Origin of the sequence: Streptomyces sp. LMG1-1-1.1, from assembly GCF_040815545.1 — a bacterium.
Lineage (GTDB): Bacteria > Actinomycetota > Actinomycetes > Streptomycetales > Streptomycetaceae > Streptomyces.
This window is the reverse complement of sequence record NZ_JBFPNH010000015.1, coordinates 83,738-99,298: the sequence shown is the minus strand read 5'-3', so window position 1 is coordinate 99,298 and position 15,561 is coordinate 83,738. Positions and strand designations below refer to the sequence as shown.

Annotated in this window: 16 protein-coding genes; 9 read left to right on the top strand and 7 right to left on the bottom strand. The window is 72.1% G+C overall.

What is annotated here, in order from left to right:
• Positions 1–10 precede the first annotated feature (10 nt).
• Complete coding sequence (locus MRBLMG1_RS06970; protein WP_367821788.1) at positions 11–718, bottom strand: NAD(P)-dependent oxidoreductase; 708 nt, start codon at positions 716–718, stop codon at positions 11–13.
• Positions 719–827: 109 nt separating this feature from the next.
• On the opposite strand from MRBLMG1_RS06970, the gene MRBLMG1_RS06965 reads away from it, so the two are divergent.
• Entirely contained in the window at positions 828–1,568 is a 741-nt protein-coding gene (locus tag MRBLMG1_RS06965) for a TetR/AcrR family transcriptional regulator (RefSeq protein ID WP_367821786.1), read from the top strand.
• Between the two features lie 75 nt (positions 1,569–1,643).
• Here MRBLMG1_RS06965 and MRBLMG1_RS06960 read toward each other — a convergent pair whose 3' ends face one another.
• A complete protein-coding gene (locus tag MRBLMG1_RS06960) occupies positions 1,644–2,435 on the bottom strand; it encodes a metal-dependent hydrolase (RefSeq protein WP_367821784.1) in 792 nt (263 codons plus the stop codon).
• Between the two features lie 132 nt (positions 2,436–2,567).
• Here MRBLMG1_RS06960 and MRBLMG1_RS06955 point away from each other — a divergent pair, with 132 nt between their 5' ends.
• Together MRBLMG1_RS06955 and MRBLMG1_RS06950 are read left to right on the top strand one after the other, a co-directional pair.
• Entirely contained in the window at positions 2,568–5,081 is a 2,514-nt protein-coding gene (locus MRBLMG1_RS06955; RefSeq protein WP_367821782.1) for a DEAD/DEAH box helicase, read from the top strand.
• Positions 5,082–5,105: 24 nt separating this feature from the next.
• Positions 5,106–5,969, top strand: coding sequence for an acyl-CoA thioesterase (locus MRBLMG1_RS06950; protein WP_367821780.1), 864 nt, complete (start codon positions 5,106–5,108; stop codon positions 5,967–5,969).
• A gap of 10 nt (positions 5,970–5,979) precedes the next feature.
• On the opposite strand, the gene MRBLMG1_RS06945 is transcribed toward MRBLMG1_RS06950, so the two are convergent.
• Both MRBLMG1_RS06945 and MRBLMG1_RS06940 read right to left on the bottom strand, forming a co-directional pair.
• Entirely contained in the window at positions 5,980–7,050 is a 1,071-nt protein-coding gene (locus MRBLMG1_RS06945; protein WP_367821778.1) for an RNA ligase (ATP), read from the bottom strand.
• A gap of 119 nt (positions 7,051–7,169) precedes the next feature.
• Complete coding sequence (locus MRBLMG1_RS06940) at positions 7,170–7,394, bottom strand: DUF6011 domain-containing protein (RefSeq protein ID WP_367821776.1); 225 nt, start codon at positions 7,392–7,394, stop codon at positions 7,170–7,172.
• A 36-nt stretch (positions 7,395–7,430) separates the two neighbouring features.
• Here MRBLMG1_RS06940 and MRBLMG1_RS06935 point away from each other — a divergent pair, with 36 nt between their 5' ends.
• Positions 7,431–7,913: a glutathione peroxidase gene (locus tag MRBLMG1_RS06935; protein ID WP_367821774.1), complete on the top strand. Its 483-nt coding sequence runs from the start codon at positions 7,431–7,433 to the stop codon at positions 7,911–7,913.
• Positions 7,906–8,685: a putative protein N(5)-glutamine methyltransferase gene (locus MRBLMG1_RS06930; RefSeq protein WP_367821773.1), complete on the top strand. Its 780-nt coding sequence runs from the start codon at positions 7,906–7,908 to the stop codon at positions 8,683–8,685. Before MRBLMG1_RS06935 ends, MRBLMG1_RS06930 begins: the two co-directional genes overlap by 8 nt.
• A gap of 70 nt (positions 8,686–8,755) precedes the next feature.
• On the opposite strand, the gene MRBLMG1_RS06925 is transcribed toward MRBLMG1_RS06930, so the two are convergent.
• Positions 8,756–10,129, bottom strand: a complete 1,374-nt coding sequence (locus MRBLMG1_RS06925) for a cytochrome P450 (RefSeq protein WP_367821771.1) — start codon at positions 10,127–10,129, stop codon at positions 8,756–8,758.
• Between the two features lie 157 nt (positions 10,130–10,286).
• On the opposite strand from MRBLMG1_RS06925, the gene MRBLMG1_RS06920 reads away from it, so the two are divergent.
• On the top strand, positions 10,287–10,754 hold the full coding sequence (locus MRBLMG1_RS06920) for a VOC family protein (protein ID WP_367821769.1): 468 nt from the start codon (positions 10,287–10,289) through the stop codon (positions 10,752–10,754).
• A gap of 6 nt (positions 10,755–10,760) precedes the next feature.
• Here the strand turns inward: MRBLMG1_RS06920 and MRBLMG1_RS06915 are convergent, their stop codons facing one another.
• The gene (locus tag MRBLMG1_RS06915; RefSeq protein ID WP_367821767.1) at positions 10,761–11,975 is read right to left on the bottom strand and encodes an acyl-CoA dehydrogenase family protein; all 1,215 of its coding nucleotides are present in this window, start codon (positions 11,973–11,975) and stop codon (positions 10,761–10,763) included.
• Between the two features lie 163 nt (positions 11,976–12,138).
• Between MRBLMG1_RS06915 and MRBLMG1_RS06910 the strand changes: the two genes are divergently transcribed.
• Entirely contained in the window at positions 12,139–12,786 is a 648-nt protein-coding gene (locus MRBLMG1_RS06910; RefSeq protein ID WP_367821765.1) for a TetR family transcriptional regulator, read from the top strand.
• Between the two features lie 53 nt (positions 12,787–12,839).
• Here MRBLMG1_RS06910 and def read toward each other — a convergent pair whose 3' ends face one another.
• Positions 12,840–13,400 (bottom strand): peptide deformylase, encoded by a 561-nt coding sequence (def, locus tag MRBLMG1_RS06905; protein ID WP_367821764.1) that lies wholly within the window; start codon positions 13,398–13,400, stop codon positions 12,840–12,842.
• A gap of 125 nt (positions 13,401–13,525) precedes the next feature.
• Between def and MRBLMG1_RS06900 the strand changes: the two genes are divergently transcribed.
• Both MRBLMG1_RS06900 and MRBLMG1_RS06895 read left to right on the top strand, forming a co-directional pair.
• Positions 13,526–14,773 (top strand): Mur ligase family protein, encoded by a 1,248-nt coding sequence (locus tag MRBLMG1_RS06900; RefSeq protein ID WP_367821762.1) that lies wholly within the window; start codon positions 13,526–13,528, stop codon positions 14,771–14,773.
• 19 nt (positions 14,774–14,792) lie between these two features.
• The gene (locus tag MRBLMG1_RS06895; RefSeq protein WP_367821760.1) at positions 14,793–15,521 is read left to right on the top strand and encodes a type 1 glutamine amidotransferase; all 729 of its coding nucleotides are present in this window, start codon (positions 14,793–14,795) and stop codon (positions 15,519–15,521) included.
• Positions 15,522–15,561: the final 40 nt, after the last annotated feature.

Here is a 15,561-nt window from a genome sequence, read left to right as displayed (position 1 = left end):
ACGGGGGTGTTCAGTAGCCGATCGTGAAGCGGCGCTGGACGAAGCGGGGCAGCTCCGCCTCGTCGACCAGGGCCACGGCCGCGTCCTCCGCCGAGACGCGGCTGCGGCCATCGGCGTCCCTGACCGGCTGGTCCTCGCCGATGCGGAAGCGGCCGGTGCGCTCGCCGGGTGCGATGTCCTCGGCGGGGCTGAAGTAGGTCCACCGGCGGTTCGAGGTGCGCAGCACGTCCAGTGCGTCCCGGTGGCCGCGTACGGCCGCCGCGTAGGCGCGGGGAAGGCCGACGCCATCGAGGGTCTCGTGGAGTCGTTCCTCCGCGTCGGCGAGGACCACTCCGGGTTCGACCTCCAGGCTGCCCGCGCCGCCGATCACGATCAGCCGGGTCCTCGGGTGGCTCTCCAGGGCCTTGAGCAGGGCCCGGGCCGCGGTGGCGTAGACCCCGGCGTCGGCGATGGAGCGGCGCACGGTGTCGGCGAGGTCGCGGGACGCGTTGCCGGGCTGGAAGGCGCTGACGAGGACGTCGAGTCCGGGCAGGACGGCGGCGACGGCCGCGGGGTCGAGGACGTCGAGGCTCGCCCAGGTGATGTTCTCGCGGGTCTCCCCGGCCGCCGCCCCGGTGGCGTCGCGGCTGAAGGCCCTGATGTGGTGCCCGCGCTCCAGTGCCTCCGCGACGACGCGACTGCCGATGGTGCCCGTGGCTCCGATGACTCCGATGTGCATGACTCTCCCCTGTGATCACACCGACGTGACGGCGTGCAAAAACTATACGCCGTGAAGTGCACGGCGTGCAGTTTCCTCACATCCACCAAGAAAGCGATAGGGTGCCGGGATGAGCGGGACATCGGAGACACGGACGGGGGCGGCTCAGGCCCCCCGGGGACGACGTGAGCGGCTAAGGGCCGAGACCACGGCCGAGATCAAAGGCACGGCCCTGCGCCTGATGGCCTCGGGCGGCCCCGACGCCATCACCCTGCGGGCCATCGCCCGCGAGATGGGCATGACGGCCAACGCGATCTACGGCTACTTCGCCACCCGCGACGACCTGGTCACCACCCTCATCGACGACGTGTACTCGGCGCTCGCCGACGCCGTGGAGACGGCCTGGGCCGTCGCCCCCGCCGATGACCCCGCCGCCCGGATCCTGGCCTGGGCCCGCGCCTTCCGCGCCTGGGCGCTCACGAACCCCGAGGGCTTCCGCCTCGTCTACGGCGACCCCGTGCCGGGCTACCGGGCCCCCGAGGCAGGCCCAGCCCCGGACGCTGCCCGCCGGGTGTGCACCGGGCTCGCCGGCCTCGCGGCGGCGGCCTGGCCCCACGCCGAACCCCTGTACCGGGACAGCGCGTTCACCTGGTCCGACTTCGACGCCGGCCTCCTCGACAAGGTGCGCCCGGCGTTCCCCGACCTGCCGCCCGCCGGTGTCGCGCTCGCCCTGCGCCTCTGGGGACACCTGCACGGGCTCGTGGCCCTGGAGGTGTACGGGCATCTCGGCCGCCAGACGACGAGCCCGGCCAAGCTCTTCCAGGAGGAGCTGGCCCGGCTGGTACGGACGCTGGGCGTCCCCGCGCCCTAGACCCTGTCCGGAGAGTTCGGACAGAACTTGGACGGTGCCTTGCCGATCATGCCGGGCTCGATCGACAGGGCCCCCTTAGATGAACCCGAGCGCCGAGGCTCCGCCGACCCCGCCGAGGAGCATGAAGGCGGGCATGAGGACCTTCAGCTCGACCCAGCTGCCGGCGCGGAAGCGCATGATCTTCGGGGGGCCGATCGGGTACCAGCGCTTGCGGCCGACCGGGATGGGCCACAGGATCGGGCAGCCGGAGACGGTGAGGGCGTCGCCGATGTCGTGGACGAGGGCGCCGAGGACGATCGGCAGGCCGAGCCAGAGGTACTCCTGGCCGGGGCCGGTGAAGAACCAGTCCGAACCGTTGCCGGGCTTGTCGAGGACGCCCGCCAGGATCCAGGCGCTGGTCGCGCCGAGCAGCCAGACGAGGACGTCGCTGGACATCCGGGCGGCCCGCCACAGCAGGCCTTCCACGGCGAGGACGAGGTGGACGAAGAGGATGGCGAGGACCGCCCACCGGCCGCCGGTGACGGCGGCGGCGGAGGCCCCGCCGCCGATGAGGACCGCCCACAGCCAGGTGTGGGTCAGCGTCCTGTGTCCGCCGGACCTGCGGGGGTCCGCGGTGGAGCGGGTGGCCTTGTAGACGGCGTACGACAGCTTGTCGACGATCTCGCAGAGGAGCCGGGAGACGGGACCGAAGGCGCGCGAGATGGTCGCGGACTTGTGGTCGAGGTCGGGGGCGAGGGCGGCGCCCGCGCAGATGAGCGCGCCGACGACGAGGACCGGCCAGGGCATCGGCTTGTCGAAGGCGGCCGCGGCCGCTCCCACGCCCAGCCAGGCCGCCGCTCCGGACAGTGAGTGTGCCGGTCCCATCATGGTCGCTGCCGCCCCGTTTCTCGTGCGCCGGCGCTCAGTTGACGACCGGTCGACGGACGAGCCTATCGCCCGTGATCAAGGCGGCAGGCGGCCGGTTCCCTCATCCGAGCGGAATGCGGGCAAGATGGGGTCGTGACCCTTATCGATCAGCTGCCGCCGACCGCCGACCCCGACGCCCTCTTCGAGGCCTTCTCCTCCTGGGCCGAGGACCGGGGCATCACGCTCTACCCGGCCCAGGAAGAGGCGCTGATCGAGGTCGTCTCCGGGGCCAACGTGATCCTGTCCACGCCCACCGGTTCCGGGAAGTCGCTCGTCGCGGCGGGGGCGCACTTCACGGCGCTCGCGAACGACCAGGTGACCTTCTACACCGCGCCGATCAAGGCGCTGGTGTCGGAGAAGTTCTTCGACCTGTGCAAGCTCTTCGGCACGGAGAACGTCGGCATGCTGACCGGCGACGCGTCCGTGAACGCGGACGCGCCGGTGATCTGCTGCACGGCGGAGGTGCTGGCCTCGATCGCGCTGCGGGACGGCAGGTACGCCGACATCGGCCAGGTCGTGATGGACGAGTTCCACTTCTACGCCGAGCAGGACCGCGGCTGGGCCTGGCAGATCCCGCTGCTCGAACTCCCGCAGGCGCAGTTCGTGCTCATGTCGGCGACGCTCGGCGACGTGGCCATGTTCGAGAAGGACCTGACGCGGCGCACGGGCCGGCCGACCTCGGTGGTCCGCTCGGCGACCCGGCCGGTGCCGCTGTCGTACGAGTACCGGCTGACGCCGATCACCGACACCCTGACCGAGCTCCTGGAGACCAAGCAGGCGCCGGTCTACATCGTGCACTTCACGCAGGCGCAGGCCGTCGAGCGCGCGCAGTCGCTGATGTCCATCAACATGTGCACGCGTGAGGAGAAGGACAAGATCGCCGAACTGATCGGCAACTTCCGCTTCACCACCAAGTTCGGCCAGAATCTCTCGCGTTACGTCCGCCACGGCATCGGCGTGCACCACGCGGGCATGCTGCCGAAGTACCGGCGCCTCGTCGAGAAGCTGGCCCAGGCGGGCCTCCTGAAGGTGATCTGCGGGACGGACACCCTCGGCGTGGGCGTGAACGTGCCGATCCGTACGGTGCTCTTCACGGCGCTCACCAAGTACGACGGCAACCGCGTGCGCACCCTGCGCGCCCGTGAGTTCCACCAGATCGCGGGCCGGGCGGGCCGCGCCGGCTTCGACACCGCGGGTCTGGTCGTGGCGCAGGCACCCGAGCACGTCATCGAGAACGAGAAGGCGCTCGCGAAGGCCGGCGACGACCCGAAGAAGCGCCGCAAGGTCGTCCGCAAGAAGGCCCCCGAGGGCTTCGTCGCCTGGAGCGACACCACGTTCGAGCGGCTGATCGCAGCCGAGCCCGAGCCGCTGACCTCCCGCTTCAAGGTCACCAACATCATGCTGCTGTCGGTGATCGCCCGGCCTGGCAACGCCTTCGAGGCGATGCGCAAGCTCCTGGAGGACAACCACGAGCCGCGCAAGGCCCAGCTGCGGCACATCCGCCGGGCCATCGCGATCTACCGCTCGCTGCTCGACGGCGGCGTGGTCGAGCAGCTCGCCGAGCCGGACGCGGAGGGCCGCACGATCCGTCTGACGGTCGACCTCCAGCAGGACTTCGCGCTCAACCAGCCGCTGTCGACGTTCGCGCTGGCCGCCTTCGACCTGCTCGACCCGGAGTCCCCCTCGTACGCGCTGGACATGGTGTCCGTCGTCGAGTCGACGCTCGACGACCCGCGCCAGATCCTCGCCGCCATGCAGAACAAGGCGCGCGGCGAGGCCGTCGGGCAGATGAAGGCGGACGGCGTCGAGTACGAGGAGCGGATGGAGCGGCTCCAGGACATCTCGTACCCGAAGCCGCTGGACGAGCTGCTCTGGCACGCCTACAACGTCTACCGGAAGTCCCACCCGTGGGTCGGGGACCACCCGGTGTCGCCGAAGTCGGTCATCCGTGACATGTACGAACGGGCCCTCACCTTCACGGAGTTCACCTCCTGGTACGAGCTCGCGCGGACCGAGGGCATCGTCCTGCGTTACCTGGCCGGCGCGTACAAGGCGCTCGACCACACCATCCCGGACGACCTGAAGACCGAGGACCTGGAGGACCTGATCGCCTGGCTGGGCGAGATGGTGCGCCAGGTCGACTCCTCGCTCCTGGACGAGTGGGAGCAGCTCGCCAACCCCGAGGTCCAGACGGCCGAGGAGGCCCAGGAGAAGGCCGACCAGGTCAAGCCGGTCACGGCCAACGCCCGCGCCTTCCGCGTCCTGGTGCGCAACGCCATGTTCCGCCGGGTGGAGCTGGCCGCCCTCGACAACGTCGACGCGCTCGGCGAGCTGGACGCCGAGTCCGGCTGGGACGCGGACGCGTGGGGCGAGGCGATGGACGCGTACTGGGACGAGTACGACGACCTCGGTACGGGTCCCGACGCGCGCGGCCCGAAGCTGCTCGCCATCGAGGAGGACGCGGCGCACGGCCTGTGGCGCGTCCGGCAGACCTTCGCCGACCCGAACGGCGACCATGACTGGGGCATCAGCGCGGAGGTGGATCTCGCGGCCTCCGACGAGGAGGGCCGCGCGGTGGTCCGCGTGACGTCCGTCGGACAGCTGTAGCCACCGCCCGAAGGAGATTCTTCCGTGACCAGCCCCGCCGAGAGGCTCGTGGACCTGCTCGACCTGGAGCAGATCGAGGTCAACATCTTCCGCGGGCGCAGCCCGCAGGAGTCGCTGCAACGGGTCTTCGGCGGGCAGGTCGCCGGGCAGGCCCTGGTGGCGGCCGGCCGCACCACTCAGGGCGACCGGCCGGTGCACTCCCTGCACGCCTACTTCCTGCGGCCCGGCAGGCCCGGCGTGCCGATCGTCTACCAGGTGGAGCGGGTGCGCGACGGCCGGTCGTTCACGACCCGCCGGGTGACCGCGATCCAGGAGGGGCGGACGATCTTCAATCTGACGGCCTCCTTCCACAAGCCGGAGGAGGCGGGGTTCGAGCACCAGCTGCCGCCGCGCCACCTGACCGACCCGGAGAGCCTGCCGAACCTCGCGGACGAGATCCGCGAGCACCTCGGCGTCCTGCCGGAGGCCCTGGAGCGCATGGCCCGCCGCCAGCCCTTCGACATCCGCTACGTCGACCGCCTGCGCTGGACCCAGGCGGAGGTCAAGGGTGCCGACCCGCGCTCCGCGGTCTGGATGCGGGCCGTCGGCCCGCTGGGCGACGACCCGCTCGTCCACACCTGCGCCCTGACCTACGCCTCGGACATGACGCTCCTCGACGCGGTGCGCATCCCCGTCGAGCCGCTGTGGGGCCCGCGAGGCTTCGACATGGCCTCCCTCGACCACGCGATGTGGTTCCACCGCCCCTTCCGCGCGGACGAGTGGTTCCTCTACGACCAGGAGTCCCCGATCGCCACCGGCGGCCGGGGGCTCGCCCGCGGCCGCATCTACGACCGCGAGGGCCGGCTCCTGGTGTCGGTGGTCCAGGAGGGCCTCTTCAGGAAGCTGTGACTCCCTCCGGTCACTCGTACTCGGTGGCGCCCTTGCGGGTCAGGTAGGCCGGGCTGACCGCCTTGGCGATGGCGCGGCCTCCGGTGACCGGGCTGTACCGCTCGGTCGCCGGCCGGATGACCACGCCCTCCCGCAGGTGCGTCTCCCGGCCGGAGACGGTCTCCCGGCCGCTCGCGTGCGCCAGGACCGTGTCCAGGTCGTACGGGCCGGCGTACAGCCGCGGCACGAGCGGGACCTCGCCGGGCTCCAGGACCTCGGCGGGGTCCAGCCAGCGGACCTGGCCGTCGATGTCGGCGGACACGTCGAAGAGCGCGTATCCGACGGTCTCGGAGCGGGCGTCGGCGCCGTAGGCGAGGTCCTGCACGCCGGAGCCGTACACCTCGCCGAAGAACCCGACCCGGCGGGCGCCGAGGCGTTTCGCCAGCCGCTCCGCGACGGCCGCCAGGCCGTGACCGTGGACGGCCCGCCAGTACAGGTTGCGCGGGTCCTCCTGGAGGGCGAGGCCCTTCGCCCCGAAGCCCTTGGAGGACACCTGCACCCGCCCGTCCTCGGCGCCGTAGGTCACCAGGCAGGCGGTGCCGTGCAGCTTCTCGGTGAGGACGACGGGCTCGCCGGGCTCGAAGATGTCCGGGTAGCGCTGGAGGTTCTCGATGTCGACCCACGGCAGCAGGTCGGGCGCCACCTCCACGTCACCGCTCATGGTCGGCGGGATCGGCGGCACCCACTTCACGATCCCGAGCCGCTCCGCGAAGTCGGTCCCCTCGGCCGCCGCCCGCTCCAGATCGACTCCCGCCAGCTCCCCCGGCCTGCAGACGATCCCCTGCGACAGCTCCCCGCGCAGCCGAACCGCCTTGACCCGGTCCGCGTTCCCCCCGGCGAGCCGCCCGGTCAGCCCCAGCTCGTCGATCAGCCCTGCGGGCAGCACGGCCTGCTCGGGGATGTAGACGGCGGCGTCACCCGTCGCGTACGCCCCCTTGGCGACGACCGCCCGGTAGAGGCCCACCTGGGCCAGCTCCAGGGCGTCGGCGTTGGGGTGCGGATGCACGGTCAGGACTTCGGCGGTCACGCGCAGGGTCGACATGTTCGGTTCTCCGGTCGCTGGGATCTCGGTCTCATCGCCGCCCACTGTGCCGACCCGTTTCCCCCTGGGCGATCGATTTGTGGCCTGGTAGCGTCATCCGGCTCCGGTCACCGCGCCGCCTACGGCTCCTGGTCGATCCCCGGGAGCGTGTCCTGTGTCACCTCGTGGCGGCGGGTGCGGATGTCGGGGGCCGGGGGGTGGAGTTTCGCGTCGCAGGTGGGGCCGAGGCCGGTGCGGCGGGAGTCGGCGCCCGTGAGGGGCCGGCCGCAGAGACGGCAGGGCACGCGGCGGGGTCGCCCGTCCGGTGCGGAATCGATCGCGATTGCCAGTGGTTCGTCTCCCATGTTGAGATCAAACCCTATTCCGACGAGGAGCAGCCCATGAGTCTGTACGACATTCCGCTGAAGAGCCTGACCGGCGAGCCGGTCTCCCTTGCCGACTACAAGGACCGCGCGGTCCTGGTGGTGAACGTCGCCTCCAAGTGCGGCCTCACGCCGCAGTACGCCGGTCTGGAGCGGCTGCAGAAGGAGTACGGCGAGCGCGGCTTCACCGTGCTCGGTGTGCCTTGCAACCAGTTCGCGGGCCAGGAGCCCGGCAGCGCCGACGAGATCGCCACCTTCTGCTCGGCGACGTACGGGGTGTCCTTCCCGCTCCTGGAGAAGACGGACGTGAACGGCGACGCCCGCCACCCGCTGTACTCGGAGCTGGTGAAGATCGCCGACGCCGACGGCGAGGCCGGCGACGTGCAGTGGAACTTCGAGAAGTTCCTCATCGGCCGCGACGGCGCCGTCACCCGTTTCCGCCCGCGCACCGAGCCGGAGGCCCCGGAGGTCGTGGCCGCGATCGAGGCGCAGCTTGTCTGATACGGGCGTCGGCACGGGGGTCGTCGAGCGGCTGCGGGCCGCCGGCTGCGTGTTCGCCGAGGAGGAGGCGGAGATGCTGCTCGCCGCGGCGGCGGACCCCGCCGAGCTCGACGCGATGGTCGAGCGGCGGGCCGAAGGGCTGCCGCTCGAACACATCGTGGGCTGGGCCGAGTTCGCCGGGCTGCGGATCGAGGTCGACGCCGGGGTCTTCGTGCCCCGGCGCCGTACGGAGTTCCTCGTCGGGCTCGCGGTGGAGCGGGCCCGGCCGGGGACCGTCTGCGTCGACCTGTGCTGTGGCTCGGGAGCGGCGGGCGCGGTGCTCCTGGACCGGGTCGTGGGCGCGGAGGTGCACGCCTCGGACGTCGAGCCGGCGGCGGTGCGCTGCGCCCGCCGGAACGTCGAGCCGCGCGGCGGCCGGGTGTACGAGGGCGACCTGTTCGCGCCGCTGCCGGCGGAGCTGAGGGGCCGGGTCGGCATCCTGGTCGCCAACGTGCCCTACGTACCGACGGAGGAGATCGGACTGCTGCCTCCCGAGGCCCGCGACCACGAACCGCGCGTCACGCTCGACGGCGGTTCGGACGGTCTCGACGTGCTGCGGCGGGTCGCCGCCGGGGCGCCGGAGTGGCTGGCGCCGGGCGGGCACCTGTTCGTGGAGACGAGCGAGCGGCAGGCCGAGTCGGCCGCCGCGGTGATGTCCGCGTCCGGCCTGGTGCCGGAGGTCCTCACCTCCGACGAGTGGTGGGCGACGGTGGTCGTCGCGACCCGGCCGTAGCGAGCGGTTCCCCGACGGAAGCGGTCCGGTCCCCCGAGCGGGAGCCGGACCGTTTGCGTGCCGGGGGTGCCTACGCCGTCCTGGGCACCAGGCGGCAGCGGGCCGGGCCCTTCGCGAAGAGCGTGATCGCGGAGCCGACGGGCACCTCCGTGTCGACGGCCTCGAAGTCGTACTTCTGGAGCAGCATCGCCAGCGCGATCACCGACTCCAGCATCGAGAAGTGCTGTCCGATGCAGGCGCGCGGGCCGCCGCCGAAGGGGTACCAGGCGTACCGGGGTCGGGCCGCCTCCGCCTCGGGGGTGAAGCGGTCCGGGTCGAAGCGCTCCGCGTCCTCCCAGTAGGCGGGGTGCCGGTGGGTGACGTAGGAGGCGACGATGACGTCCGCGCCGGCCGGGATGGTGACGCCGTCGACCACGGTGGCGGCGACGGCGCGGCGCCCGATGGCCGGGGCGGCCGGGAAGAGGCGCATGGTCTCCTTGAGGACCTGGGTGACGTAGGGCAGCGCGTCGAGGTCGGCGGCGCCGGGGGTGCGTCCGGCGAGGACCCGGTCGACCTCCTCGTGGGCCCGCTTCAGCACCTCCGGGTGCTTGCCGAGCAGGTGCAGCGCGAAGCCGAGGGAGGTGGCGGTGGTCTCGTGCCCGGCGAGCAGGAAGACGAGGACCTGCTCGCGGAGCTCGGTGGCGTCGAAACTGCCGTCCTCGGCGCTCTCGGCCTCGACGAGGAGCGTGAGCAGGTCGTCGCCGTCGCCGGGGGCGCGGTCCGCGGCGCGCCGCTCGGTGATGATCCGGTCGCAGACCTGGTAGAGCGCCTCGTGGACGGCGGCGGCCTTGCGGTTGGCTGGCGTGGGCCAGTCGCGGGGGAACTTGAGCGGGGCGTAGCCGCGGCTCAGCACGTAGGCGGCGAGTTCCGGGAAGCTGCGCTCGACGATCTCGACGGCCGCGTCGACGTCCGTGCCGAAGAGGATGCGGGCGACCGCTCGGAGCGCGAGGCGGGTCATCTCGTGCAGGACGTCGACGGTCTCGGCCCCGCCGTCCCGCCATTCGCCGGTGAGGGTGGCGACCTCGGCCGCGACGGCCGCGGCGTAGCCGTCGACGCGGCGCTTGGTGAAGAGGGGCTGGACGAGCCGGCGCTGGCGCAGGTAGTCCTCGTCCTGGCTGGTGAGCAGGCCGTTGCCGAAGGACTCGCGGATCTCCTGGTAGAAGGCGTTGTCCTTGCGGAAGTTGGCCGACTCCCCGGCGAGGACCTGCTGCGCCCCCTCGGCGGAGAAGACGCCGTAGACGGTGGCGCGGACGCCGGGCGGTCCCGCGGTGATCCGGACGACGTCGCCGTGTTCGCGCCGGGCGCGCAGGAAGGTGCCCAGTGCGTCGTTCTTGAGGTCGAACATGGAGCCGAGCAGCGGGAGTCCCGCGAGTTCGGGTGCTTCGGTGCCTGTGGTGTTGGCCATGAACGGTTCCCCCTCGATCGTCACCTGCGCAGCGATTCTCCCCGACGGGGTGACGCACGGGTAGGGATGATCGAACAGTGGACCGAATCTGGCCTGTTGGCTCGAACGGGCCCGCTCCATCGGGTCGACTGTCGGCGCCGTCTGGCAGGCTCGACCCATGGAACGCCCCGAGTTGACCCTGCAGCTGACCATCGACTGCGCGGACCCCCGGCGCCTGGTGCCATTCTGGCTGGACGCCCTGCGCTACGTCCCCGAACCGCCGCCGGCCGGGCACGCCACCTGGCGGGCGTACTGGCGGGCCGTCGGCGTCCCCGAGGAGGAGCTGGGCGACGACGCCGGGGAGCTCCCGGAGTCCATCGTCGACCCGAAGGGCCTCGGCCCCCGGGTCTGGTTCCAGCGCGTCCCGGAGCCCAAGACCGTCAAGAACCGCCTCCACCTCGACCTGAAGGTGGGCGGCGGCCGCGAGGCCCCCCTCGCCCTCCGCCGCGCACGCGTGGACGGCGAGGTGGCCCGGCTGACGGCCCTCGGCGCCACCGTCCTGTACGCGATGGACGAGCCGGACGGCATGGACTACTACGCGGTGGTGCTCCAGGACCCGGAGGGCAACGAGTTCTGCCTCGTGTGAGGGCGGCTACTTCGCGAGCGCGCGGCTGATCACCATGCGCTGGATCTCGCTGGTGCCCTCGAAGATGGTGTAGATGGCGGCGTCGCGGTGCATGCGCTCGACCGGGTACTCGCGGGTGTAGCCGTTGCCACCGAGGATCTGGATGGCCTGGCCGGTGACCGTCTTGGCGACCTCGCTGGCGTACAGCTTGGACATGGAGCCCTCGGCGGCCGTGAAGGGCTTGCCGGCGGTGGCCATCCAGGAGGCGCGCCAGACGAGGAGGCGGGCGGCGTCGATCTGGGTGGCCATGTCGGCGAGCTGGAAGGCCACGCCCTGGTTCTCGATGATCGGGCGGCCGAACTGGACACGGGTCTTCGCGTAGTCGAGGGCGACCTCGTACGCGGCGCGGGCGGTGCCGACCGCCATCGCGCCGACCGCGGGGCGGGAGGCCTCGAAGGTGGCCATGGCGGCGTTCTTCACGCGCTCGCCGCCCGCCTTGGCCTTCTCGCGGGCGCGGGCGAGGCGGTCGTCCAGCTTCTCCTTGCCGCCGAGCAGGCAGTGGCCGGGGACGCGGACGTCCTCCAGGACGACCTCGGCGGTGTGGGAGGCGCGGATGCCGTGCTTCTGGAACTTCTGGCCCTGGGAGAGGCCGGGGGTGTTCGGCGGGACGATGAAGGAGGCGTGCCCCTTGGAGCCGAGCTCCGGGTCGACGACGGCGACGACGACGTGGACGTTGGCGATGCCGCCGTTGGTCGCCCAGGTCTTGGTGCCGTTCAGGACCCACTCGTCCTTGGCCTCGTCGTACACGGCCCGGGTGCGCATCGAGGCGACGTCGGAGCCGGCGTCGGGCTCGGAGGAGCAGAAGGCGGCGACCTTGACGTCGTCGGCGTCGCCGTACATCTGCGGGACCCAGGTGCCGATCTGCTCCTCGGTGCCGTTGGCGAGGACGCCGACGGCGGCGAGGCCGGTGCCGACGATGGAGAGGGCGATGCCGGCGTCGCCCCAGAAGAGCTCCTCCATCGCCATCGGGATGCCGAGGCCGGTCGGGTCGAAGAACTGCTGGGCGTAGAAGTCGAGGGAGTAGATGCCGAGCTTGGCGGCTTCCTGGATGATCGGCCAGGGAGTCTCCTCACGCTCGTCCCACTCGGCGGCCGCGGGGCGCATCACGTCGGCGGCGAAGCCGTGCAGCCAGTCGCGGACCTGCTTCTGGTCCTCGTTGAGTTCGAGCGTGAACTCGCCCATGTGCCCTCCCAGCGGTACGTTACTTGCGGTAACAGCAGTCTGTTACCGGTGGGTAGAGGCTGTCAACCAGCAGCGGAGCACTTCGGCCCGACCGGCACCGGATCCCGGCCGGGTGTTACGTTGCGACAGCCTCACGGAATCGCACGGGCGGGGAGACACGCTTATGGACATCGCACACCGGACCACCGACCGGCAGACGCCCGCCGAACAGCGACGCCGCGAACTGCTGGAGGCGGCGGACCGGGTGGTGCTCCGCGACGGCCCCAAGGCGTCCATGAACGCGATCGCGGCGGAAGCCGGCATCACCAAGCCCATCCTCTACCGCCACTTCGGCGACAAGGGCGGCCTCTACCGCGCCCTCGCGACCCGGCACACGGACGCGCTCCTCGCCGCCCTGCGGGCCGCGCTCGACGCCCCGGCCGACCGGCGCCGGCGCGTCGAGGCCACCCTCGACACCTACCTCGCCTCGATCGAGGCGATGCCCCAGGTCTACCGCTTCCTCATGCACCCGGCGGAGGAGTCGCACCAGGCCGAGCAGGGCTTCGACGTCGGCCGCCACTCGGCCCCGCTGCTCCGCCGCATGGGCGAGGAGCTCGGCCAGGTCATCGCCGAGCGCGTCGACCTCGGCCCCGCCGCCGAGGCCCAGGCCCGCATCTGGGGCCACGGCATCGTCGGCATGATGCACGCCGCCGGCGACTGGTGGCTCGGCGAACGCCCCTGCTCCCGCGCCGACCTGGTCAAGAGCCTGGCCGACCTGCTGTGGGGCCGCCTGGCCGAGGCCGACGACCTCCCGGGCGGGCCCGGGTTCTGACCGCACCGGGCCGGGGTTCCCGGCCGGGCCGACCGGTCAGCCCGGCCGACCGGTCAGTCCTCCAGAACGGACGCCCGGCCGCCCCACGACTCCTTGCGGATCGCCCGCAGGAGACGTGACTTGCGCCACCCCGTGACGTGGTCGGCGTATACCCCGCCGTCGAGGTGGTCGGCCTCGTGCTGGAGGCAGCGGGCGAAGAATCCCGTGCCCTCGATCCGTATCGGGGTCCCGTCCAGGCGTACGCCCTCGACGACCGCGCGGTCGTACCGGGGCGTCGGCGCCTCCAGGCCCGGCAGCGAAAGGCAGCCCTCGGGGCCTCTGATCACATCGCCGTCCGCCTCGACCAGGCGCGGGTTCACCACATGGCCGAGGTGACGGACCTCCTCGTCGTCGGGGCAGTCGTACACGAACACCCGCAGGCCCACGCCGACCTGGTTCGCCGCCAGGCCCACGCCGTTCGCCGCGTACATCGTGGCGAACATGTCCTCGACGAGCCGGGCCAGTTCGGGTCCGAAGTCGGTGACGGGCGCGCAGGGGGTGTGCAGCACGGGGTCGCCGAGCAGGGTCATCGCTCGGACGAGGCCGGAACTGCCGGGGATGGGGCGGTTTCGCATGGCCGTAAGGGTACGGTCCCTGTGACCTCCCGGTTTCGGGCGGGCGCTCGACGGTGCCGCTGTTCGGGCTGCTGGCCGGATCTCGATAGGCTGAGCCCGGACCGACGCAAGGAGGAACAGGAACGATGTCAGGACACCCCGGTAATCCAGAGCCGCTGTCGCCGCGCGCCAAGCTGGCCGTGACGGCGGGCAAGGCCGCGGCCGCGGTGTCGCGTGCGGCGGGACGCGGCAGCGGATCGGTGATCGGCGGCCGGGTGGCGCTGAAGCTCGACCCGGACCTGCTCGGTCGGCTCGCGCAGCATCTGGACGTCGTCCTGGTGTCGGCGACGAACGGCAAGACGACCACGACCCGGCTGATCGCGGAGGCCCTGCGGGCCGCCGGTCCCGTGGTCTCCAACGCACTCGGCGCCAACATGCCCGCGGGCATCACCTCGGCCCTGGCCGGCGGCTCCGAGTCCAAGTACGGCGTCATCGAGGTCGACGAGAAGTACCTCGCCGGCGTCGCCCGGGACACCACGCCCAAGGTGATCGCGCTGCTCAACCTCTCGCGCGACCAGCTCGACCGCGCCGCCGAGACCCGGATGCTCGCCGAGAAGTGGCGCGAGGGCCTCAACGGCACCAAGGCCGTGGTCGTCGCCAACGCCGACGACCCGCTGATCGTGTGGGCCGCCTCCTCCTCCCCCAACGTGGTGTGGGTCGCCGCCGGCCAGGAGTGGAAGGACGACGCCTGGTCGTGCCCCGCCTGCGGCGGTGTGATGCAGCGCCCGGGCGACGACTGGTTCTGCGGTGAGTGCGGCTTCCGCCGTCCCGCGCCGAGCTGGGCGCTCAGCGGCGACCACGTGCTCGACCCGCACGGTTCGGCCTGGCCGATCCGCCTCCAGCTGCCCGGCCGCGCCAACAAGGCGAACGCCGCCACCTCGGCCGCCGTCGCCGCCGTCTTCGGCGTGCCGCCCCAGGTCGCCCTGGAGCGGATGTACCAGGTGCAGGCCGTCGCCGGACGCTACGACGTGGTCTCCTTCCAGGGCCGCGACCTGCGTCTGCTGCTCGCGAAGAACCCGGCCGGCTGGCTCGAAACGTTTTCCCTCATCGACGGGCCGCCCGCCCCGGTGATCCTCGCCGTCAACGCGCGCGGCGCCGACGGCACGGACACCTCCTGGCTGTGGGACGTGGACTACGGCCGGCTCGCCGGCCACCCGATCATGGTGATCGGCGACCGCCGGCTCGACCTGGCGGTCCGCCTGGAGGTCGCGGGTGTCGACTTCCGCGTCTGCGACACGCTGGACGAGGCCGTCATGATGGCCCCGCCCGGGCAGATCGAGCTGATCGCCAACTACACCGCGTTCCAGGACGTCCGCCGCCGCGTCGGCAACTGACCCGTAGAGGACTTGCAGCATGAGTGACAGCAGCCTGCGCCTGGTCTGGGTCTACCCGGACCTGCTCAGCACCTACGGCGACCAGGGCAACGTGCTCGTCGTCCAGCGCCGCGCCGAGCAGCGCGGCCTCAGCGTCGAGCGCGTCGACGTCCGCAGCGACCAGCCGATCCCGACCTCCGGCGACATCTATCTGATCGGTGGCGGCGAGGACCGGCCGCAGCGGCTCGCGGCCGAGCGGCTGCTCCGCGACGGCGGTCTGCCCCGGGCCGCCTCCAACGGCGCGATCATCTTCTCGGTCTGCGCCGGCTACCAGATCCTGGGCCACGAGTTCATCAACGACCTCGGCGAGCGGCAGCCGGGCCTCGGCCTGCTCGACGTCACCACCACCCGCGGCGAGGGCGCCCGCTGCGTCGGCGACGTCCTCGCGGACATCGACCCGCGCCTCGGCCTCCCCCAGCTGACCGGTTTCGAGAACCACCAGGGCATCACCCATCTCGGCCCGACGGCCCGGCCGTTCGCCCGGACCGTCTTCGGCAAGGGCAACGGCACCGGCGACGGCACCGAGGGCGCGTACAACGACACCGTCTTCGGCACGTACATGCACGGCCCCGTCATGGCGCGGAACCCGCAGATCGCGGACCTGCTCCTGAAGCTGGCCCTCGACGTGAACGCGCTGCCGCCGACCGACGACCGGTGGTACGAGGCGCTGCGCGCCGAGCGCATCGCGGCGGCGACCCAGCCCGCCTGAGTCACCCCGGGGGCCGCTCCCGGTCCCTCGTACGAAGGTA